At 70.2% G+C, this 20531-nt stretch carries 16 protein-coding genes and 1 pseudogene; 5 read left to right on the top strand and 12 right to left on the bottom strand.

The window, feature by feature from the left end; genetic code table 11:
* Positions 1–58: 58 nt before the first annotated feature.
* On the top strand, positions 59–274 hold the full coding sequence (locus VKG81_RS17445; protein ID WP_324397804.1) for an Rv1535 domain-containing protein: 216 nt from the start codon (positions 59–61) through the stop codon (positions 272–274).
* An 11-nt stretch (positions 275–285) separates the two neighbouring features.
* Here the strand turns inward: VKG81_RS17445 and VKG81_RS17440 are convergent.
* Together VKG81_RS17440 and VKG81_RS17435 are read right to left on the bottom strand one after the other, a co-directional pair.
* Positions 286–2529, bottom strand: a pseudogene (locus VKG81_RS17440) (cation-translocating P-type ATPase); the annotation flags it as partial.
* A gap of 1906 nt (positions 2530–4435) precedes the next feature.
* Positions 4436–4939, bottom strand: coding sequence for a hypothetical protein (locus VKG81_RS17435; protein WP_324397797.1), 504 nt, complete (start codon positions 4937–4939; stop codon positions 4436–4438).
* 211 nt (positions 4940–5150) lie between these two features.
* Between VKG81_RS17435 and VKG81_RS17430 the strand changes: the two genes are divergently transcribed.
* A complete protein-coding gene (locus tag VKG81_RS17430; RefSeq protein WP_324397796.1) occupies positions 5151–5591 on the top strand; it encodes a cupin domain-containing protein in 441 nt (146 codons plus the stop codon).
* Here VKG81_RS17430 and VKG81_RS17425 read toward each other — a convergent pair.
* Positions 5588–5950, bottom strand: a complete 363-nt coding sequence (locus VKG81_RS17425) for a 3-keto-5-aminohexanoate cleavage protein (protein ID WP_324397795.1) — start codon at positions 5948–5950, stop codon at positions 5588–5590. The two genes, VKG81_RS17430 and VKG81_RS17425, sit on opposite strands and share 4 nt — an antisense overlap.
* Positions 5951–5988: 38 nt before the next feature.
* On the opposite strand from VKG81_RS17425, the gene VKG81_RS17420 reads away from it, so the two are divergent.
* Complete coding sequence (locus VKG81_RS17420) at positions 5989–7704, top strand: NAD-binding protein (protein WP_324397794.1); 1716 nt, start codon at positions 5989–5991, stop codon at positions 7702–7704.
* On the opposite strand, the gene VKG81_RS17415 is transcribed toward VKG81_RS17420, so the two are convergent.
* The 7 genes from VKG81_RS17415 to VKG81_RS17385 form a co-directional block, all read right to left on the bottom strand.
* Positions 7682–8452: a VOC family protein gene (locus VKG81_RS17415; RefSeq protein WP_324397793.1), complete on the bottom strand. Its 771-nt coding sequence runs from the start codon at positions 8450–8452 to the stop codon at positions 7682–7684. The genes VKG81_RS17420 and VKG81_RS17415 overlap by 23 nt on opposite strands.
* Positions 8453–8513: 61 nt before the next feature.
* Positions 8514–9422: an amidohydrolase family protein gene (locus VKG81_RS17410; protein WP_324397792.1), complete on the bottom strand. Its 909-nt coding sequence runs from the start codon at positions 9420–9422 to the stop codon at positions 8514–8516.
* A 25-nt stretch (positions 9423–9447) separates the two neighbouring features.
* On the bottom strand, positions 9448–9891 hold the full coding sequence (locus VKG81_RS17405) for a type II toxin-antitoxin system Rv0910 family toxin (RefSeq protein ID WP_324397791.1): 444 nt from the start codon (positions 9889–9891) through the stop codon (positions 9448–9450).
* 103 nt (positions 9892–9994) lie between these two features.
* Positions 9995–12397, bottom strand: coding sequence for a cation-translocating P-type ATPase (locus VKG81_RS17400; RefSeq protein ID WP_414685309.1), 2403 nt, complete (start codon positions 12395–12397; stop codon positions 9995–9997).
* A 30-nt stretch (positions 12398–12427) separates the two neighbouring features.
* A complete protein-coding gene (locus tag VKG81_RS17395; RefSeq protein ID WP_324397790.1) occupies positions 12428–13540 on the bottom strand; it encodes an MBL fold metallo-hydrolase in 1113 nt (370 codons plus the stop codon).
* Position 13541: 1 nt separating this feature from the next.
* On the bottom strand, positions 13542–14273 hold the full coding sequence (locus VKG81_RS17390; protein WP_324397789.1) for an enoyl-CoA hydratase: 732 nt from the start codon (positions 14271–14273) through the stop codon (positions 13542–13544).
* A 19-nt stretch (positions 14274–14292) separates the two neighbouring features.
* Positions 14293–15612 carry an APC family permease gene (locus tag VKG81_RS17385; protein ID WP_324397788.1) on the bottom strand — a complete coding sequence of 440 codons (1320 nt, stop codon included), beginning with the start codon at positions 15610–15612 and terminating at the stop codon, positions 14293–14295.
* 49 nt (positions 15613–15661) lie between these two features.
* On the opposite strand from VKG81_RS17385, the gene VKG81_RS17380 reads away from it, so the two are divergent.
* Together VKG81_RS17380 and VKG81_RS17375 are read left to right on the top strand one after the other, a co-directional pair.
* A complete protein-coding gene (locus VKG81_RS17380) occupies positions 15662–17143 on the top strand; it encodes a carboxyl transferase domain-containing protein (RefSeq protein WP_324397787.1) in 1482 nt (493 codons plus the stop codon).
* 27 nt (positions 17144–17170) lie between these two features.
* The gene (locus tag VKG81_RS17375) at positions 17171–17863 is read left to right on the top strand and encodes a hypothetical protein (protein ID WP_324397786.1); all 693 of its coding nucleotides are present in this window, start codon (positions 17171–17173) and stop codon (positions 17861–17863) included.
* Positions 17864–17932: 69 nt separating this feature from the next.
* On the opposite strand, the gene VKG81_RS17370 is transcribed toward VKG81_RS17375, so the two are convergent.
* Both VKG81_RS17370 and VKG81_RS17365 read right to left on the bottom strand, forming a co-directional pair.
* Positions 17933–18562 (bottom strand): hypothetical protein, encoded by a 630-nt coding sequence (locus VKG81_RS17370; protein ID WP_324397785.1) that lies wholly within the window; start codon positions 18560–18562, stop codon positions 17933–17935.
* A 172-nt stretch (positions 18563–18734) separates the two neighbouring features.
* A complete protein-coding gene (locus tag VKG81_RS17365) occupies positions 18735–20510 on the bottom strand; it encodes an ABC transporter ATP-binding protein (RefSeq protein ID WP_324397784.1) in 1776 nt (591 codons plus the stop codon).
* Positions 20511–20531 lie beyond the last annotated feature (21 nt).

Here is a 20531-nt window from a genome sequence, read left to right as displayed (position 1 = left end):
GCCTTCCGGTCATGTCGTATTCGATGTCTGGACGAATGCGTTCTCCACAGTCGGGGGTGTGTCACGTGAGGGCGTATACGGCTCGGACCCGTTGACCGACGCCGTTTCGCGAGTGCTCGTCCTCCCGTTGCGCGAGCTGTACGCGCTGCTCTGGCGCGCGGGCGTGGTGCATATCGTCGAGGGCCCGGCGGCATCTTCCGACGAGGCCCTGGTGAGGAGCCGCGGCACGACCGCGGCAGCCGCGGTGGCGACTGCGGCTGTTCCGAGTGCCTGAGCCCAGCCGACTGGTCCAAGGGGCGTGCTGCCCAGGAGTTGGCTCACCACGGGCGTGCTGACGACCGCGGCCAACACCAGCAGCGACCCGACGGCGGTGGACACCACCAGAGGGCTGTGCGAATCGAGCAGGGTCTGGCCGAGCTGGGTCGACACCAGGGCGACCAACGCGACGGTCGACGCGCGCCCCGACCGCCCGGTCAACCTGGCCAGCACCCATGCGGTGGTGGCAGCCGCCGCGGTCGTCGTGCCGCGCACGGCCACGGCGCGCCACAGGGCGGCCGGATCCGGGCCGCGGCCGGCGTCGCGGGCGGACGAGGTGAGCGCGCTGACGGCCAGGGCCGCCGCGGGCAGCGCATCGGTCAGCATGTTGACCAGCAGCAACTGGCGGGTGTTCAACGGGGACCGCCCCGCGATCGCGGTGCCGATGATCGCGAACGCCACCTCGCCCGCGTTGCCGCCCAGCAGCACGGAGACCGCGGCCTGCACCCGCCGCCACAACTGGCTGCCCTCGTCCAGCGCGTCGAGCAGGGCCTCGATGCGCCCGTCGAGCAGCATCAGGTCGGCAGCGGTGCGCGCCGGGTCGCTGCCGCGGGAGGCGACGCCGACGCCCACCGTGGCCGCGCGAATCGCGGCGGCATCATTGGCGCCGTCGCCGACCATCGCGCAGACGTGGCCGGTGCGCTCCAGTGTCTGCACGATCTGCACCTTGTGCTCGGGCGACATCCGCGCGAACACCAGCCGCTCGCGAACCGCCTGCTCCTGACGGCGCCGCGGCATGGCCTGCCACTCGTCGCCGCTGAGCACCTCGCCGGTGTCGACGGGCATGCCCAGTTCCGCCGCGATCGCGGCGGCGGTCACCGGATGGTCGCCGGTGATCAACCGGACCCCGATCTGCTGTTCGGCGAGGGCTGAGAGCACACCGGCCGCCTCGGCCCGCGGAGTGTCGGCGATACCCAGCAGACCCACGATCTGCAACCCGCGCTCACACAGTTCGGCGAACCGGTCGGGGTCTTCGCGCGCCGCCCGGGCCTCGTCCGGGGTCAGGTCGCGTTGCGCGACGGCGATGACCCGCAGTCCGTCCGCCGCCATCTGCCCGACGGTGCGCTCGACGGCGGCATCGCTCACCGACGCGGCACTCAAGACCACCTCGGGTGCGCCCTTGAGGCACAACGTGTGGCCGAACACCGTCGCGGAGAAAGGCCGCCCGGAGCGGAACGCCAGATGCGGCGCGTCGGCCACGCCGTTCGCCGCCTGCGGCGGGGCCGCCTCGATGACCGCGACGTCGGTGGCGTGCTCATGCGGGCGACCGTTTTGGTGTGGCGTCGCCTGCGCGGCGCAGGTCAGCACCCCGGCGCGGGAGAAGCCCGGCACGGTGTGCACCCGGGTCACCCGCAGCCGGTTTTCGCTCAGCGTCCCTGTCTTGTCGAAACACACGACCTCGACGCGGCCGAGTGCCTCGACGGAGCGGGGGCTGCGTACCAGCGCGCCCTGCCTGGTGAGCCGCCGCGCCGACGCCTGCTGGGCGAGGGTGGCGACGAGCGGCAGTCCCTCCGGGACCGCGGCCACGGAGACCGCGACGCCGCTGGCGATCGCCTGCCGCAACCCGGCGTTTCGCAGCAGACCCAACACACTGACGAGGGCACCGCCGGCGACGCTCAACGGCAACGCCCGATTGGTCAGCTCCTTCAGCTGCGTTTGAAGCCCGACAGCGGCCTGCGGCGCCCCGGGAATCTCGGCGGCCCGCCTGGTCTGCATCTGCGCGCCGACGGCGGTGACCACCGCGACCGCGGTGCCGGCCACCACCGTGGTCCCGGCGTAAACCATGCAGCTGCGCTCGGCCAGCGACACGCCGGGCGTCGCGTCAACCTGCTTGGCCACGGGCAGGGACTCACCGGTCAGCGACGATTCGTCCACCTCCACATCGTCGGCCCGGACCAGGCGCGCATCGGCCGGGACGACTTCGCTCGGCCTGACCTCGATCACATCGCCGAGCCTCAGCCGCGCCGCCTCGACGTTCTCGTAGCGCGGCTCGTCGACCGAATGCTCCAGGACCCTGCGCGCCGGCGGATCCTGCACCGCCAGCAGGCGGGCCAGCAGACGCTCGGACCGCAGCCGCTGGGTGGAGGCCAGCGCAGCGTTGCCGACGAGCACCGAGCCGACCAATACGGCGTCGATCGGCGAACCGAGCAGGGCGCTGGCCGCAGAACCGACCGCCAGCACCGGCGTCAACGGGTCGGACAACTCCTCGCGCATCGCGGCCGCGAACTGCAACACACCGCTACGGGCCCGGCGCAGTGGGCCGGGCACCCTCGTCAGCGGCGATCTGGGCGCCGGCCCGGTCTCAGCGGGCGGCGGCGGCAGGATCCGCTGCACGCGTTCTGTCGACATCGCATGCCATTCGTGGCTGGGGGGAGCCGCCGGGACCGGCGCGCGCAACGCACTTCGCGCCAGCCGGTAGCCGTTCCACATCCCCGCCGCAGCGCCGGCCGTGACCGGCCCCGGCCCGGCGCCGCGCACACCCGGCACCATCAACAAGGCCCCGAGCAGCGATGAGCCCGCCGCGATCTCGACACCACGCTCACTTGCTCTGCGGGCGGCCGGCAGGCAGTGCACGATGCGCCATACCTGCGCGAGATCGTCGACGAAAAGATGGGCTTGCCACGGCGGCGCGGCGTCGGAAAGCAAGCCGATGGCCACGTCGGCCGCTGAAAGGGCCTGTGCGGCGGCCGACGACAGCACCGCCACCGTGCGGCCCTCCCGCTGGTAGTGGTCCACCGCGTCGAGCAGTGCCTCGTCGATCGCGCCGTCGCCCGGCCGGATGTCGTCGAACATCGAACGCAGGTCGCCCAGGGAGTCGGCGTCGACCGACACCACCTCGGCGCCCGCGTGGCGCACCTCGGCCAGGGTGGCGGAGGCAAGCGGGTGGTGCGCGTAGCGGATCAACACCTGCGACGACCCACGAGAAGTAGCATGCCAGCCGGCGGTGAGGTTTCCATCGTCGATCTGTTGTCGCGCCCACTCCCAGATGGCCGCCCGGTCACGCTCGGGCGCCCCGCGGATCCGGCTCACCCGCAGCTCGTCAACACAGAGCACCCGCGGATCGACCAGGACGGTGTCGACGCGGTCCAGCCGACGCAGCGCCTCGGGATGAAGCGGCAACACGCCATGTTGGGAAGCCAATTCGCGCCCCAGCGTGCTGGCGAACATTTCCCGGGAACTTCGCGCGGCCTTAGGGGCGGCGACCAAGGCCGCGGTGGCAGCGGCATCGGCGCTTCGGGTCACCACACCGACCGCGGCGACGCCGACCGCCTGAGCGATCCCACACCGGTCCGAATACCGCTCCACGGGGCCGGGCGGGCGCGGCCGCGGCCGTGGGCGCGGCGGCCCCGCCGCGTCGCAACGCGCGTGCGGTGCCAGGTCAGGTTCGCGACGTTCCCACGCGCGAAATTCGGCGGTCGATTCGGCGGCCCTGGCGAGGTGGATCATCAGGTCCACCGCGAGTGACGCCGGTGCCTGGGTGACGGTGTAGGCCAGGGAGGCGGCCAGCGCCAGCGCGGTGTTCGCGCCGCTGGTCCCGAGCCGGTCTTCGATCGGCCGCCGCAGCCGCGGCTGGAAATCCACGACCGTGACCGCCGCCGCAAGCGCCGGGGGCAGCCGCGGCCAATGCAGCGCCCGCCCGGCGAGGGTCACCGCAAGACCGGCGGCGCTGGCCGTCACGGCGATCACATTGTTGGCCCGCGCGATGCCATCCGCGGGCAGCTGCGCGGGATGGCGTCGCGGCGCGCCGTCTTCTGATCGAGGCGCGTGTGCTTCGGCGTCGGAGACGATGTCGCACACTTCGCGCATCGTGGGCCCCTGGCCGGCGACCTGCACAACCAGCCGCGACAACGGACGGTTGATCTCCGCCGACACCACGCCGTGGCGTGCGCGAACGGCGTCGAGCAGCGCCTTGCCATCCGCTTCGGTATCGACGCCGCGGATCTCGATCCACATTCGGCCGTCGCGGCACCAGCAGCGTCTCCGGGTTGTGCCACCTGCGATCTCACGGCCGACCCGGATCGGGGCGGTCACCAGTCCCAGGCCGAGGGTCGCGGCGGCGGCCGTCGCGCGAAACGGCAGCAACGCCGAACTCCGTAGGAGTCCGTCTACACCCATCAAGTCAGGGTTGGCGGCTGATCGGGGCCCGCCGGCCCGTGGCCTTGCGCGCCGCGGTCCGTTTGGCGGGTGCCTTCTTGGCGGGTGCCCTCTTCGCCGCGATGTTGGTCGCGGGTGCCCTCTTCGCCGCGATGTTGGTCGCGGGTGCCCTCTTCGCCGCGATGTTGGTCGGCGGTGGCGGCGAGGACGGGCGAGAGGCCGGGCGCTGCCCGTCGGATTGCTGCCTCTCGGATTGCTTCGTGAGCTGCCGGATGAGAATCACCGCACCGCCGACGGTCAGCAGCACCGGCCATTCGACAAGGCCGGCCGCGCCGAGCGCGGCGAACGTCAACGCTGCCGCCGGAGTCGAATGGCTGCCGTTCGCAAGGCCGGTGCGCACCCCTTGCGCCGTGCCCTGCACGCCGCCGATGACACCATTGACCGCGGCGCCGCCGACCGCGCCCGCTGCCGCCGTAGCGGCATTCGCCGTGTTGGTAACGGCCCGTACTGCGCCGTGAAATGCGTTCATCATGGTTCTCCTGCGCCTAGCGCGTTACCCCTTCCGCTGCGGGGCGTTAACTTTTTGCGCTACCCATGGTCATACACCGTTAAACGTACCGCAGGCCTTGGAACTTGCTGACAGTAAGTATGCGCCCGGGCGCGCATGGCGTCGGGGCGAATCGGCCGGGCCGCTCTACTGTGGGTTGTCAACGAAGGGCGATGCCGAGGGTGATAATGCAATGACGGAACTCCCCGATTGGGCCCGACGGCTCGAAATGTCACCCCACCCAGAGGGCGGCTGGTTCCGTGAAACCTGGCGCAGCGCACTGACGATGGCCCAGTCGGCGTTGCCCCCCGAGTACACCGGCCCGCGCAGCGCCGGCACCGCAATCCTGTTCCTGCTGATGCCCGGACAACAATCCGCCTGGCACACCGTCCGCAGCGCCGAACTGTGGTTCTTCCATCGCGGCAGTCCACTGCTGCTCGAGGTCGGGCGTGAGCAAGCAACCGCCACAACGCACCTGTTGGGCGCCGACTTCCACAACGGTCAGGAGCCGCAGGTTCTGGTGCCGCCCGGGTACTGGCAGCGCGCCCGGCCCCGCGACGACGAGCCGGGCCTGGTCAGCTGCGTGGTGGTGCCGGGGTTCGATTTCGCCGACTTCGCGCTGGCCGCTCCCTAACCCCGCGCGAGCAGCTCGAGCGCAGCGGTCACCAGAGCGGCGTTGCCCGGCGCGGCGGACCCGTCGGGCATCAGCAGGGTGTCCTCCATGCCGATGCGGGTCTGCAGCCCCCGGCTGCCGGCGTGGCGCAGCAGCGGCCAGCAGCCGCCGTCATGTCCGTGCAGCAGCACGCCGGCCGGAGAGCCGGCCTGCTGCACGGCTTTCGCGCCGGCGCGGTGCGCAGCGACCGCGTCGGCGGCCGGCTGATCGGGCGTGACGGGCAGCGCCGGATGCTGGTCGGGAGTGCGCGCACCGTTGAGGCAGGCCTGACATAGATGTTCGCGGCGGTCACGGTTCCATCCTTGCTCGCGATGAGTCACCCGGCCCGGGCGGCCTGCCCGGCGTAACCTTACGAAGAATGCGGGGTCACACCATCGTGGTCGGAGACGACGCGCTGGCCATACGCATCGTCGAAGAGCTCAACAGCGCCGGCACATCGGTGGTGAAGCTGACCGCGGCCGCCGAGCTGGCCGACGCCGGCATCGCCCACGCAACCGCGATCATCTGCGTCGGCGACGACGACGCCATAAACCTCGAAATCGCCCTGCTGGCAAGGAAATCCAACCCCAATGTGCGGGTCGTCGCCCGCCTGGCCAACAGCGTGCTGCGTGAGGCGGTGGCGGCGGGGAACGGGCCGGGGGCGATCCTGGACGTGGCCGACCTGGCCGCGCCGTCGGTCGTTGAAGCGTGTCTGGCCCGGACGACGCACGATGTCTCGGTAGCCGGAGTCGACTTCGTCATCTCCGGCACGAACGCTCCGCGCGACGCCACGCTGCGCGAGATCTACGGCGACCTGGCCCCGGTCGCGGTGATACACGGTGAAAACTCCACCACCCCAGGCGAGGTGGTGGCCTGCCCCGGCCGCGATCTGCGGGTGCGGGCCGGTGACTGGACGGCGATGATCGGCACCGCGGACCAACTCGCCGCGCAGGGTATCGCCGTCGCCGAACCGATCAAACAGGCCGGGGTGCGCCGCTCCCTGCCGATCCGCGCGCTGGACACGGTGCGGCTGCTGCGGGATGACGTCAACCCGATGTTCTTCCGAGCCGTGGCCGTCGCGTTCACCCTGTTGCTGGGCTCCACGGTGCTGCTGCGCTTGGCGTACCAGAAGCCCGGCATGAGTTTCGTCGACGCGCTCTACTTCTCCACCGAGACGATCGCGACCGTCGGCTACGGCGACTTCAGCTTCATCAATCAGCCGACCTGGCTGCGACTGTGGGGCATCGCGCTGATGTTCGCCGGTGTGACCACCACCGCGGTGCTGGTGGCCTTCGTCGCCGACCTGTTGTTGTCGCGGCGACTGAGCCGGTCCGCCGGGCGACGAAGGGTACGGGACCTGCGTAACCACGTGATCGTCGTCGGGCTCGGCTCGTTCGGGATCCGGGTGGTGAGCGACCTCAAGGCGGCCGGGCACGACGTGGCGGTCGTCGAACGCAGCGACACCAACCGGTTCCTCTCCGCCGCGGGACAACTCGACGTTCCGGTGATCTTCGGCGACGCCACCCTGCGTCAGACCCTGGAGGCGGCGAGGGTGGACGAGGCGTCGGCCGTCGCCGTTCTCACCCAGGACGACATGATCAACATCGAAACCGGGATCGTGCTGCGGGAGTTACTCGGTCCGCGGTGGTGGCGGCGCGGCGACAAGCCGGGTGTGCCGGAGGTGCTGCGGGTGTACGACCGGTCGCTGGGTGCCGCGGTCGCGCACCGGTTCGGGTTCGAAAACGTCCGCTCGACCGTCGAATTGGCGACGCCGTGGTTCATCGGTGCCGCGATGGGCCTGCAGGTGCTCGGAACGTTCTCGGTCGGCCAGCGATCCTTCATGGTCGGCGGCGTGCGGGTGGAACCCGGCAGCGAGCTCGACGGGCTGCGGATGATCGAGCTGTCGACCCAGACCCGGGTCATCGCGATCAGCCGTGGCGGCGGTGAGCTGCGGCTGCACCCACGCCGCGATACGCGGGTGACCGCCGGCGACACCGCCTATCTCGTCGGCCCCTACCGGGAACTGCTGGACACGCTGCGCAAGGGCCAGCGCGTCCAGCAGCAACCCGGAATCACCGCAGCGAAGACAGGTTGAACACCGCGCCGGTCGGATCGGTGACCTGCGCCAGCCGGCCGTAGGGGGTGTCCTGGGCCGGCCTGATCACCGTGCCGCCGTTGTCGGCGACCAGCTGCTGCGTCTTGTCGACATCCTCGGCGCCCAGGTAGAACGCCCAGTGCGACGGGATGCCCTCGGGCAGGAACCTGGTGGCGTCCATCACGCCAAGCAATTGCTCGCCGTCGAAAACCGCAGTGGTGTAGCGGAACTCGTCGGTGTCGGAGACCGTCTCGGTCTGCCAGCCGAGCACCTCGCGGTAGAAGTCCACCGCCTTGGCGAAATCGCGGGTGGTCAGCTCGTGCCACACCGGGGTGCCGGCCTCGCCGATGATCTCGAAGCCGTGGTGCTCGATGGGCTGCCACAGGCCGAAGAACGCGCCCGACGGGTCGGTGCCCATCGCCATCCAGCCCTTGTCCCCGACCTCCATCGGTTCAACGCAGGTGGTCCCACCGGCGGACTTGACCGCGGCGGCGGTGGCCCGGATGTCGTCGGTGTGGAAGTAGGTGGTCCACGCATCCGGGGCGGTCATCCCCGGATCCTTCTGCATCAGGCCCGCGACGGGACGGCCGTCCCTGGATGCGTTGATGTATCCGCCGTAATCGGGACCCGCGGATTCGAACGTCCAGCCGAACACCGTGCCGTAGAACTCCCGGGCGCGGTCGGTGTCGGAGGTGGACAGGTCGATCCAGGCCGGGGCGCCCAGCGGGGAGCGGTCACGGATAGGCACTTTCGTCTCCTCAGGTCGGTGGTGATGGTTCCTCCATGTCGACCGGCGCGCGCGGCAAAACTCATCGCGCGATGCCCAGCACGCGCATCGCGTTCTGTTTGAAGACCAGCGGCAGGACCGCGGGGTCCATGTCGAGGGCGTCGAAGTCGCGGCGCCAGCGGTCCACCTGGATGAACGGGAAATCGGTGCCGAACAGCACCTTGGTCTTGAGCTGACGGTTGGCCGCGCGGACGAGTTGCGGCGGGAAGTACTTCGGCGACCAGCCGGACAGGTCGACGTACACATTGGGTTTGTGGGTGGCGATCGATATCTGGGTGTCGACCCACGGCACCGCGGGGTGCGCCATCACGATCGTCAGCCCGGAAAAATCGGCGGCGACGTCGTCGAGCAACATCGGGTCGGAGTAACGCAGCTTGATCCCGTGGCCACCGGGCAGGCCCGCGCCCATGCCGGTCTGCCCGGTGTGAAACAGCGCAGGCACCCCGGCCTCCGCGATCGCCTCGTAGATCGGGTAGAAGGTGCGGTCGTTCGGCTCGAACGCCTGCATGCTCGGGTGGAACTTGAAGCCCTTCACGCCGTAGTCGTCCACCAGGGACCGGACGCGACCCACGGCACGCTCGCCCGTCCACGGGTCCACCGTGCCGAAGGGGATCAAGATGTCGTTGTTGCGCGCCGCCCCGGCGACCATGTCCTCGACCGAGTTCGGCGGGTGCCCCATCGCGGAAGTGGCATCGATGGTGAACACCACCGCGGCGATGTTGCGCTGCCGGTAGTGCTCGGCGAGCGCGTCGACGGTGAACGTGCGCTCGGGCCCCAGCTTGAAGTAGCGCTGTGTCGCAGCGACCAGCTCGTCGTCGGTCGCCTGATGGCCGCTGCTGTCGACTTCGACGTGGGTGTGAATGTCAATCGCCTCGATGGCGTCGAAATCGATCCCGTAGGAGTACTTTTCGAGCTGTTGCGGTCCGGCCACGCCTCGAGTCTAGCGCCGGCGTCTGTCAGGTCGCGGGAGCGAACACCGCTTTGAACCGGTTCAGCGAATCCCGGATGTCACCGCGCAGCGCGCCGGCAACGATCATGCCGATCGGGCCGAACAGCGCCGGCCCGCCGAGATGCACGGCGAGGGTCACCGTCGACTCATCGGGGCCCTTGGGCCTGACCTTGCCGATCAGCTTGACCTTGACACCGCCTTTCCCGTCGCCGTCGAGCGTCATCGCCTCCGGAGGCCGGAAGTGCACGATCGTCCATCTGACCCGGTTGGGCATGCCCTTGACCTCGACGATCGATTCGACCACCGCGCCCTTGTCGAGCGTCTCGGGCAACGTGCTGCGCCACACGCGGTGGATGGTCAGCCACTCCCTGTACCGGGACAGGTCCGAGGCGCAGTTCCATGCGACCTCCGGTGCCAGTGGAACATCGACGGAGACGGAAAGCTTCGCCATATGTCAGGTGGTCGGCGCGTCCTGTGACAGCAGCGCAGTTGCCTTGTCCAGCCGACCCATCAGTCCCACCCTTCGCCGGTTTCCGTCGGTTGTCTGTTGCAGACTATCGCCACACCCGTCGCCGGTTGCCGGTAACCGCCCCCTGCAGCCACCACAGCGCCTCGACGATGCCGGCGCCCGCCACACCGATCGCCAGCGCCGACGCGGTCAGCGCGACGTTGCCGGGGTCCAGCATGAACTTCTCCCGGGCCAGCGGGATGCTGAAGATCACCACGTACGCCGCGGCCGACAGCGCGACGAGGGCGACCCGCCACCAGGTGTAGGGGCGAGCCACGACCGCGAGCACCCAGATCGCGATGAACAGCAGCGTGATCAGCGCCGACGTGGACGCCCGGGTTTGCTCGACGGGTGTGGCGTTGCCGCCGCGGTAGGCCAGCAGGTAGCAGGCGAACGTCGCGACGCCGACGACCGTGCCCCACGGCAGCGCGGCCGTCATCACCCGGCGCACGAAGCCGGTCTGCGCGCGTTCGTTGTTCGGTGCCAGCGACAGGATGAACGCCGGGATGCCGATCGTGAACCAGGCCGCGATCGTGGCGTGGATGGGCTGGAACGGAAACGGCAGCGGCGCGGTGTGGAAGATCTGCGAGCCCACGCCGGCGATCCCGACGAGCAACGCCAGCAGTACCGAGTACACCGTCTTGGTCAAAAACAGGCTCGAGACCCGTTCGATGTTGCCGATCACCCGCCGACCTTCGGCCACGACGTAGGGCAGCGTCGCGAACTTGTTGTCCAGCAACACGATCTGGGCCACCGCGCGTGAGGCGGGGCTGCCCGCGCCCATCGCGACACCGATGTCGGCGTCCTTGAGCGCCAACACATCGTTGACGCCGTCGCCGGTCATCGCCACGGTGTGCCCTCGCGACTGCAAGGCGTGCACCATCGCGCGTTTCTGGTCCGGCCGTACCCGGCCGAAGGTCGTGTACTCCTGCACCACGTCGGCGAGCGCGCCGGGTTCGGCCGGAAGCCGGCGGGCGTCCATCGTCTCGCCCCGCAGACCCAGCGTAGAGGCCACCGCACCGACCGACACGGCATTGTCGCCGGAGATCACCTTGATCGAAACCCGCTGTGAGGCGAAGTATTCGAGCGTTTCCCGGGCGTCGGGGCGGACCCGCTGTTCGAGGACGACCAACGCGGCAGGCGTGACGGCGCCCGGCGCGCCGGGGTGGTCGACGGGCAGGTCGCCGGCGGCGAGCAGCAACACCCGCAGGCCTTGCGCGCCGATCCGCTCCGCCTGCTCGGCGACCGGCGACGTCGGATCCAGCAGCACGTCGGGCGCGCCGATCACCCAGTTGCCGCGGCCCTCGTAGGACACGCCGCTCCATTTCGTGGCCGACCTGAACGGTGCGACGGCGGTGGCCGTCCAGCCCGGGGGCTCGCCGTATGCCTGTCCGATCGCCCGGATGCTGGCGTTGGGGCGGGTGTCGTCCGCGGCCAGCGACGCCAGCACGTTGCTTATCTCGGCGGCGTTGTCTCCCTGGGACAGCGGCACGGTGTCACAGACCCGCATGCCGTTCTCGGTCAGCGTGCCGGTCTTGTCGGCGCACACGACGTCCACACGGGCCAACCCCTCGATGGCCGGCAACTCCTGCACCAGGCACTGGCGGGCGCCGAGCCGGATGACGCCGACCGCGAAAGCGATCGACGTCATCAGGACCAGCCCCTCGGGCACCATCGGCACGAGCGCGCCCACCATGCGCAGCACCGAATCCCGCCAACCGGCACGGGTGGTGAAGAGCTGGGTGTAGATGATCAGCAGCCCGGCGGGGATCAGCAGATAGGTGATGAACTGCAAGATCTTGTTGATGCCGGTGCGCAGTTCGGATTTCACCAGCGTGAACCTGGCCGCTTCCTCGGCCAGCTTGGCGGCGTAGGCCTCGCGGCCGACTTTCGTCGCGCGGTAGGCGCCGCTGCCCGCGGCGACAAAGCTGCCGGACATCACGTGATCGCCGCTGCCCTTGGCGATCGGGTCGGCCTCGCCGGTCAGCAGCGACTCGTCGATCTCGAGATTCGTCTCCTCGACGACGTCGCCGTCGACCACGATCTGGTCACCGGGTCCGAGCTCGATGACGTCGTCGAGCACCACCTGGCCGGGCAGCAATTCGCGGGTGCCGCCCGCGCGGCGCACCACCGGCCTGGCCAGCCCGACGATCGCCAGCTTGTCCAGCGTCTGCTTGGCGCGCAGTTCCTGGATGATGCCGATGCCGCTGTTGGCGATGATCAGCAGGCCGAACAGGCCGTTGATCAGCGAGCCGGTGGCGAGCACGATCAGCAACAGCACGCCGAGGATCGCGTTGATGCGGGTGAACACGTTGGCCCGCACGATCTCCGACACGCTGCGGGCGGCACGAGTGGGCACGTCGTTGGTCTTGCCCTCGGCAACCCGTTGGGCCACTTGGGCATCGGTGAGACCCGCCGCCATCGACGTCGGAGCCGCGAAGCCGGCCATGGCCAGCAGCCTAACCAGTCAGAGGGAGCGTCAGGGCCGCCACCAGGGGTCGAATTCGCCAGGGGTGGCGGCGTCGACCCGCTGCCCGGGCCTGGGGACGCTGACCGAGACGTGGACCGGCCCGGCCGCCGACAGCAACCGCTCGACGGGCTCGGCCCACGGGTGCGGCGCCAACCGGAACGTGCCCCAGTGGATCGGCACCAGCAACCCCGAGTCGGTGACGTCGAGGTGCGCGCGGACCGCTTCCTCGGGGTTCATGTGAATGTCCGGCCACGCGGAGTTGTACGCGCCGACGGGCATCAGCGTCAGATCGAACGGTCCGTGCTCGGAACCGATGGCGGCGAAGCTCTTCGTGTAGCCGGTGTCGCCGCCGAAGTAGGCGCGGTGCGCCGGGCCGGCCAGCACCCACGACGCCCACAGCGTGGTGTTGCGGGTCAGAAAGCGGCCGGAGAAATGCCGGGCCGGCGTGCAGACCAGGGTCAGGTCGGCGACGCTGGCGCTCTGGCCCCAGTCGAGTTCGACGATCCGCTCGTCGGGGATGCCCCACGTGCGCAGGTGCGCGCCGACACCGAGTGGCACGAAGAACGGGGCGCGCTGGGTGCGGGCCAGCGCCAAGACGGTGTCGACGTCGAGGTGGTCGTAATGGTCGTGGCTGATCACCACCGCGTCGATCGCGGGCAGCGACTCCAGCGGCGCCGGCGCCGCATGCATGCGCTCCGGCCCGACGGCATGCGACGGCGAGCACCGCCTGCTCCACACCGGATCGGTCAGCACGCGATAGCCGTCGATTTCGAGCAGCGTCGTCGAGTGCCCGTACCAGCTGACCGCCAGCGGGCCCGGTGCGGCGCTGAGGCGGTCCGGGGTGACGACCGGGATCGTGCGCGGCGGCCGGCTGTGGCCGCCGGCGAACAGCAGTTCGCGCACGATCATGCGCTGTTCTTCGCGGCCGAGCCGCAGTTCCGTGGTCGGGTCGGCGTTGACGAACGTCCCGTCGCGGTAGTTCGGGGAGCCGTCGGCGACCGCGCGGATGGCCAGCGGGCCCGCGCCGAGCGCGGCGGGTGCGCCCTGTAGCGCACGCAGCAACCAGCCCCCGGTCAGCAGCGTCGCGGTGCCGAAGCCCAGCCGCAGCGCCCCCCGCAACATTTCAGGCGCCCTGGAAATTCGGTGGCCGCTTCTCGATCCGCGCCACCTGTGCCTCGATCACATCCTGGCTGCCCCAGGCCTTGTCGAACAGCTCCTTGTGGACCGGCCGCTGATCCTCGTAGGCACCGTCGTCGTTGAGGACGCGTTTGGCGTGTTGCAGGGCCAGCGGGGCCAACCGGGCGATCTCGGCGGCCCAGGCCTGCGCATCGGCGAGCGTGCCGATCCGGTTGGCCATGCCGGTCTGCAGCGCCACGTCGGCGGTCAGCTTCTCCGCGGTCAAGAGCATCGACCGGGCGCGGCCGTAACCAGCCAGTGACGACAACCGTCGGATGCTCCAGTTGTCAAGGGCGAGGCCGTATCTGGACGTCGGGAATTGAAAGAACGCGGCCGGCGCGACGACCCGCAGGTCGCAGATCATCGCCAGCTGCAGGCCCGCGCCGATGGCCGGGCCGTTGATCGCGCCGATCACCGGCATCGGAGCCTCGTCAATGGCCTTGTTCAGCGCGATCAGCCGATCCGGATAGTCGGCGGCGAATGCGTCGCCGGTGAGGTCGGCGCCGGCGCAGAACACGCTGCCCCGCCCGGTCAGCACGATGGCCCGCACCTCGTCGGCGGCGGCTTTCTCCACCGCCGTCCGCAGGTTGTCGACGAGCTCGGAGTTCAGCGCATTGCGCCGATCCGGTCGTTGCAGCTCGAGGGTCGTGACGTCGCCGTCGCGGCTCACACCGATCATGTGCGCCACCTTATAGGTGTCACTCCAGCACGAATCTGCGCCCGGTCACCCTGCGATAGCCGGCCTCCAGCGCGAAGCTGAGCAACAGCACCGCGATCAACGTGATCCAGGTGCTCACCGGTCCGGTGTGGATCGTGTAGCCGAGCAGCAGCGCGAACAGTGCGGCGTTCATCGCGACGCCGAGCCCCAGGAGCAGCGGGTTCGCACCGGTTTCGCGCCGGACCCGGAAGTGACCCGCCGACACGGTTGCATAGATCAGCAGGAACGCGAGGCTGGCCATCTGGCCGACCGCGGACAGCGGGAAGAACAACACGAACAGCGCGGTGAGTGCGGCGGCGGCGAACAGGCCGCCGGTGCCGCCGAGCCAGACTTTGCGCGCGAAGCTTTTCGGCATCTCGCCGGTGGTGGCCACCAGATACGCCAGGTTCGCGTCGCCGAACATCGTCGCGTTGATGCCCGACGCGGTCGCCAGCAGCGCGGCGACGCCGATGACGACGAAGCCGACCTGCCCGAGCGCGGCCCTGCCCGCGTCCGAGAGCACATGCCCCTGATCGGCAATGATCGCCGACATGCTCAGCAACATCACGATGACCGCGCTCACCAGCACATAGACGGCGACCACGATCGCCAGCGACAGGTACATCGCGCGGGGCAGCTGCCTGGCGGGATCGCGCATCTCCCCCGCGGAGTTCGTCACCACACCGAACCCTTCGTAGGTGACGAACAGCAGACCCGCCGCGAAGAACACGCCGAGCCAGCCCTGCCCGCCGCCCGCGTGCAGGCGGGCCGGGTCGGACTTCGACAGGCCAAGCACGACGAACGCCACGAGGATCACGAGTTCGGCCGCGATGATCGCGGTTTCGGCGCGTCCGACGAGCCTGGTGCCGATCAGGTTGACGGCGACCACCGCGACGATGATCCCGATCCCGATCGCCTTGCCCGACCATTCCGGGGTGTGCCACGGCAGCAGCGCACGAACGTAGCCGGCGAAGCCCGCCGCGTACAGCGCCATCGCGATGATCCAGCCGAGGAACTGAAAGACGTTCAGCCCTCCGGAGATCACGCCGTCGCCGAAGCAGCGGATCAGAAACTGGGCCGCGCCACCGCGGCTCGGGTAGCGCGCGCCGAGCTTGGCGTAGGAGTACACGCTGAACGCCGCGACGAGCCCGCCCACGGCGAACGCGACCGGAACCAACGGGCCCGCCATGGTGGCCGCAAGCCCCACGAGCGTGTACAACCCGGCGCCCATCATGCCGCCCACGCCGATCGCCGTCGCGCTGGAAACCGTGATCGCGCCGGAACCCACCGGCGAGCCGGGCTTGCCGAGCGGAACATTCACCGGCATCACGGTAAAGCACCGCGGACGCGAAGGCGGATAGCCTTGCGCCGTGAGCCGGATCCGGGCGTCTGAGCTGCGCGACGCGGTGCTCGACCCTGGATCGTTCGCCAGCTGGGACACCACCCCGCTCGCGGTAGCCGCCGGGCCCGGGTACGCCCGCGAGCTGGCCGCGGCGCGCGAGGCCACCGGGCTCGACGAGTCCGTGGTGACCGGGGAGGGCCGCGTCCACGGGCGTCGTGTGGCGGTGATCGCATCGGAGTTCGACTTCCTGGCGGGGTCGATCGGAGTCGCGGCGGCGGAGCGGATCACGGCGGCCGTCGAGCGGGCCACCGCGGAGCAGCTGCCCCTGTTGGCCTCGCCGAGTTCGGGCGGCACCCGGATGCAGGAGGGCACCGTCGCGTTCCTGCAGATGGTCAAGATCGCCGCCGCGGTGGAACTGCACAAACGCGCGCATCTGCCGTACCTGGTCTATCTGCGTCACCCCACCACCGGCGGGGTGTTCGCGTCGTGGGGATCGCTGGGCCACGTGACGATCGCCGAGCCCGGCGCGCTCGTCGGGTTCCTCGGTCCCCGGGTCTACGAGCAGCTCTACGGCGAGCCGTTCCCGCCGGGCATCCAGACCGCCGAGAACCTGCAGCGGCACGGCGTGATCGACGGCGTGGTGCCGCTGAAGTGGCTGCGCCGCACCCTCGAACGCGTGCTGAAGGTGCTCGTCGACCCGCCGGGTCCGGCGCCCGAGGTCGCCGACACCGGACCGATACCCGACGTGCCCGCATGGGACTCGGTCATCGCGTCGCGGCGATCGGACCGGCCGGGCGTCGGCCAGCTGCTCCGCCACGGCGCGACCGAACGGGTGCTGCTGTCGGGCACCGGTCAGGGCGAGGCGGCGACCACGCTGTTGGCGCTGGCCCGGTTCCGGGGCCAGCCGGCCGTCGTGCTCGGCCAGCAACGCGTGGTCGGCGGCGCGGTGGGGCCTGCCGCGCTTCGCGAGGCGCGCCGCGGCATGGCGCTGGCCGCGGGGCTCCAGCTGCCGCTGGTGCTGGTGATCGACACCGCGGGCCCCGCGCTGTCGGCCGACGCCGAGCAGGGCGGCTTGGCGGGCGAGATCGCCCGCTGCCTGGCCGACCTGGTGACCCTGGACACCGCGACGGTGTCGGTGCTGCTCGGGCAGGGCAGCGGCGGGCCCGCGCTGGGGTTGGTTCCCGCCGATCGCGTGCTTGCCGCGCTGCACGGCTGGCTGGCGCCGCTGCCTCCGGAGGGCGCGTCGGCGATCGTCTACCGCGACACCGCCCACGCGCCGGAACTGGCGGAGGCACAGGGCATCCGGTCGGCCGACTTGTTGCGCCGCGGCATCGTCGACGAGATCGTCGCCGAACGGCCCGACGCCGCCGACGAGCCGGTCGAGTTCTCGAAGCGACTGTCCTGCGCCATCGGCCGTGAGCTGCACGAGCTGACGCAGGTGCCGGGGCGGCAGCGCTACGCTCACCGGCGGGCGCGCTACCGCCGGCTGGGGCTGGGAAGGAAGTCATGACCGGCTCGATGGTGGCATTCTGGCGTGGTGGACTCTCTGCTTCATTTTGCGGGGAATTTCTGGTGGCTGATCTTCCCGCTCGGCGGGGCGATCGGCGGCGCGGTCAGGACGATCGCCGCGGCCAACGAGAGGCGGGCCGAGCGCCGGCTCGAGCGTTACCGCCTCAAGCAACAGGCCAAGATCGCGGCCGCGCAGGCGTCGGGCCGTGCGCGCGACAACGAAGCCACCTACAAGCGGGAGATGACGCGGGTTCTCGGCGAGCACAACCAGACCGATGAGCGTTGGTTTTCGTACGAGATGGACATCGCCAAGCTGCTCGACTTCCCGATGATGACCGACATGCGCGAGCCGCTGACGATCGCGTTCCACAAGGCCAAGCGGCGGGCAGACCTGCTGCGGCCGGACAAGGTCGAGGATCTGCTCGGCGACCGGGATGCACAACTCGAGTACCGCGACGCGGTCCACGACTATGTGAGCGCGTTCGAGGTGGCCGAAGCCGAGGCCATCCGCAAACGCCGCAGCGGCTTCTCCTCGGTGGATCAGCAGCGCCTGGAGCGTGCCCAGCACCTGATGCGGCTGGCGTCGGACTCCGCGGCCACCCCGCAGGAGCGCCAGAGTGCGTACACCAAGGCGCGCAGGGAACTCGACGGGCTGATCGTGTTGCCCGCGACCACGCGGGCCAGCATCGAGCGACGGATCGCCGGCGAAATCGAGGCATAGCGCCCCGCCCACATCCCGGCGGTGCGCAGGGGGTTGGCGTGGCGGCTCACCGGGCTCGTCTACCGCTGACTACGCACCGATCCGGGGAATGGCGGCCTGCGCGAACTGTTTGAGGACATCGCAGTTGTCTTCCGTCGCCCGGTACAACCGATCGTTGCTGAGCAGCACGACCAGCATCGCCGGGCTGTCGGCATTGCCCGACGCCGAGCGCGTGCAATAGGCGCGGCCGGGCAGGCCGCCCACATCGCTGCCGCCACCCTGCGCCGTCGTCATCGCGAACGCGGTGGACGCGTCGACCGGCAAGCTTCCCGGGAGCTGCAGCTGCGATATCACCATCTGATCCGACGCGCTGTAGTCGCACATCTGATCCACCGAGCCGGCCAGATCACCGACCGACATCGTTGTCACGGGTTGGGCGCCCAGGAATTTCGCAGCTTCATCGGTGGTGACCCAGTCGCAGGGCCGGAAGGCGGGCGGCTCCGATTGGTCAACGGGGACAACCTGAACCGTCACCGCGCCAGCGCGGCCGATCGACGTACCCGTCGACGGGGAGACCGACGTGATGCGATAGTTCGGCGCCTGGCCGAAGACGTCGTGCAGCACGTCGTGCCCGTCGGGCGCCGCGGCCTTCGCCAGGTTGAAGCAGAACAGCGACCCGTCGAGGGCCTGACCCATCAGCTGGCCCTTGACATCTGGCACCGACCGGGGCCAACCCTGGCCGCACGCCTGCTCCGGGGTGGCCGGCGCAGACCCGCTGGGAGCTGGACCGTCGCTCGGCGACGAAGCGCACCCGCCGAGAAGCGTTACGACACAAGCCGCTGCGAGAACGTTTCGCCGCACACCGGCCAGCGTACTGACCCGCGGACGGGCGTCAGGCGGCGGCGGCGTCCTCGCCGAACTGCGTGACGTACAACTCGGCGTAGCGTCCGCCGCGGGCCAGCAGTTGCTCATGGGTGCCGCGCTCGACGATGCGGCCATCCTCGACGACGAGAATCACGTCGGCTGCCCGCACGGTCGAGAGCCGGTGGGCGATGACGATCGACGTGCGCCCGGCCAGCGCCTCGCCGAGGGCCTGCTGCACGGCCGCCTCCGACGTGGAGTCCAGCGATGCCGTCGCCTCATCGAGGACCACCACCCGCGAGCGGCCGAGAAGCAGCCGCGCGCGCTCCAGCGCCTGCGCGAGCTGCTCGTCGGTGGCGTCGGGCGCGGCCAACTGCAGATTGGCGCGGATCGACTCGTGGAACAGGTGGCCGTCCTGGGTGACCATGCCGACCGTCTCGCGCAGCGACGCGGTCGTCAGGTCCCGCACGTCGACCCCCGACAGCCGCACCGCACCGGAATCGACGTCGTAGAGACGCGCCAGCAGCGACGCGATCGTCGACTTGCCCGCACCAGACGAGCCGACCAGCGCGACCATCTGTCCCGGCCCGGCGGTGAACGAGATGCCATGCAGCACTTCGTCTCCCCCGCGGTCGTCGAGCACCGCGACTTCTTCCAGCGACGCCAGTGACACCTTGTCCGCCGGCGGATAGCCGAACCGCACGTCATCAAACTGCACCGACACCGGCCCGTCGGGCACCGCGACGGCACCCGGGCGTTCGTTGATCAACGGCACCAAATCAAGCACCTCGAAAACGCGCTCGAAACTGACCAGCGCACTGGCGATTTCGACGTGCGCGTTGGCGAGCGCGGTCAGTGGGGCGTAGAGCCGGGTCAGCAGCAGCGCGAGCGACACGATCGCCCCGGCCTGCAGGTGCCCGCCGATGGCCAGCACACCGCCGAGCCCGTACACCAGCGCCAGCGCCAACGCCGACATCAACGTCAGCGAATTCATGAACGCCGACTGCAGCATCGAGGACTTGACGCCGATGTCGCGCACCCGGCCGGCCCGCCGGGCAAACTCGGCCGACTCACGGGCCGGGCTGCCGAACAGCTTGACCAGCGTGGCGCCGGGCGCCGAAAACCGTTCTGTCATCTGGGTGCTCATCGTCGCGTTGTAGACCGCGCTCTCGCGGCTCAACGTCGCCATCACCGCGCCGATCCGGCGGGCCGGCACCACGAACACGGGCATCAGCAGCAGGGAGATCGCCGTGACCTGCCATGAGATTCCGATCATCACCGCCAACGTCAGGGCCAGCGTCACCGCGTTGGACACCACGCCCGAGAGCGTGTCGGAGAACGCCCGCTGGGCGCCGATCACGTCGTTGCCGAGCCGACTGACCAGCGCGCCGGTGCGGGTGCGGGTGAAGAACGCGACAGGCATCCGCTGCACGTGGTCGAACACGGCGGTGCGCAGGTCGAGGATCAGGCCCTCGCCGATCGTCGAGGACAGCCACCTGGTGATCAGCGACACGGCGGCCTCGGCCAGGGCCACCGCGGCGATGACCAGCGCCAGCAACACCACGGTGGCCGGCGGCCCGCCGTGCACGATCGCGTTGACGACCTTGCCGGCGAGCATCGGGGTCGCCACCGTCGGCAGCGCGCTGATGCAGCTGACCGCGACAAAACCCGCCAGCCTGCGGTGATGGCGGCTCGCGAACCGCCAGATGCGGCCAACCAGCTTGCGGTCGGCAAGTGAGCGCAGGGTGCCGCCGCGCGCGTGCACCTGGCGATACAGGGTGTGCCTGGCTACCGATTCGATGCTCATCGACCCCACCGTAAAACCCCA

This window comes from Mycobacterium sp., assembly GCF_035314905.1.
GTDB lineage: Bacteria > Actinomycetota > Actinomycetes > Mycobacteriales > Mycobacteriaceae > Mycobacterium.
The sequence above is the reverse complement of the archived record's forward strand: the minus strand, read 5'-3'. Positions and strand labels throughout refer to the sequence as shown.

Bases quoted from the DNA above. Each gene is read 5' to 3' on its own strand.
- VKG81_RS17390 (WP_324397789.1), bottom strand. From the start codon at position 14,273: ATGATCGGTGTGAGCCGCGACGGCGACGTCACGACCCTCGAGCTGCAA.
- VKG81_RS17420 (WP_324397794.1), top strand. From the start codon at position 5,989: ATGCGGGGTCACACCATCGTGGTCGGAGACGACGCGCTGGCCATACGC.
- VKG81_RS17395 (WP_324397790.1), bottom strand. From the start codon at position 13,540: ATGTTGCGGGGGGCGCTGCGGCTGGGCTTCGGCACCGCGACGCTGCTG.
- VKG81_RS17405 (WP_324397791.1), bottom strand. From the start codon at position 9,891: ATGGCGAAGCTTTCCGTCTCCGTCGATGTTCCACTGGCACCGGAGGTC.
- VKG81_RS17435 (WP_324397797.1), bottom strand. From the start codon at position 4,939: ATGAACGCATTTCACGGCGCAGTACGGGCCGTTACCAACACGGCGAAT.
- VKG81_RS17400 (WP_414685309.1), bottom strand. From the start codon at position 12,397: ATGGCCGGCTTCGCGGCTCCGACGTCGATGGCGGCGGGTCTCACCGAT.
- VKG81_RS17430 (WP_324397796.1), top strand. From the start codon at position 5,151: ATGACGGAACTCCCCGATTGGGCCCGACGGCTCGAAATGTCACCCCAC.
- VKG81_RS17365 (WP_324397784.1), bottom strand. From the start codon at position 20,510: ATGAGCATCGAATCGGTAGCCAGGCACACCCTGTATCGCCAGGTGCAC.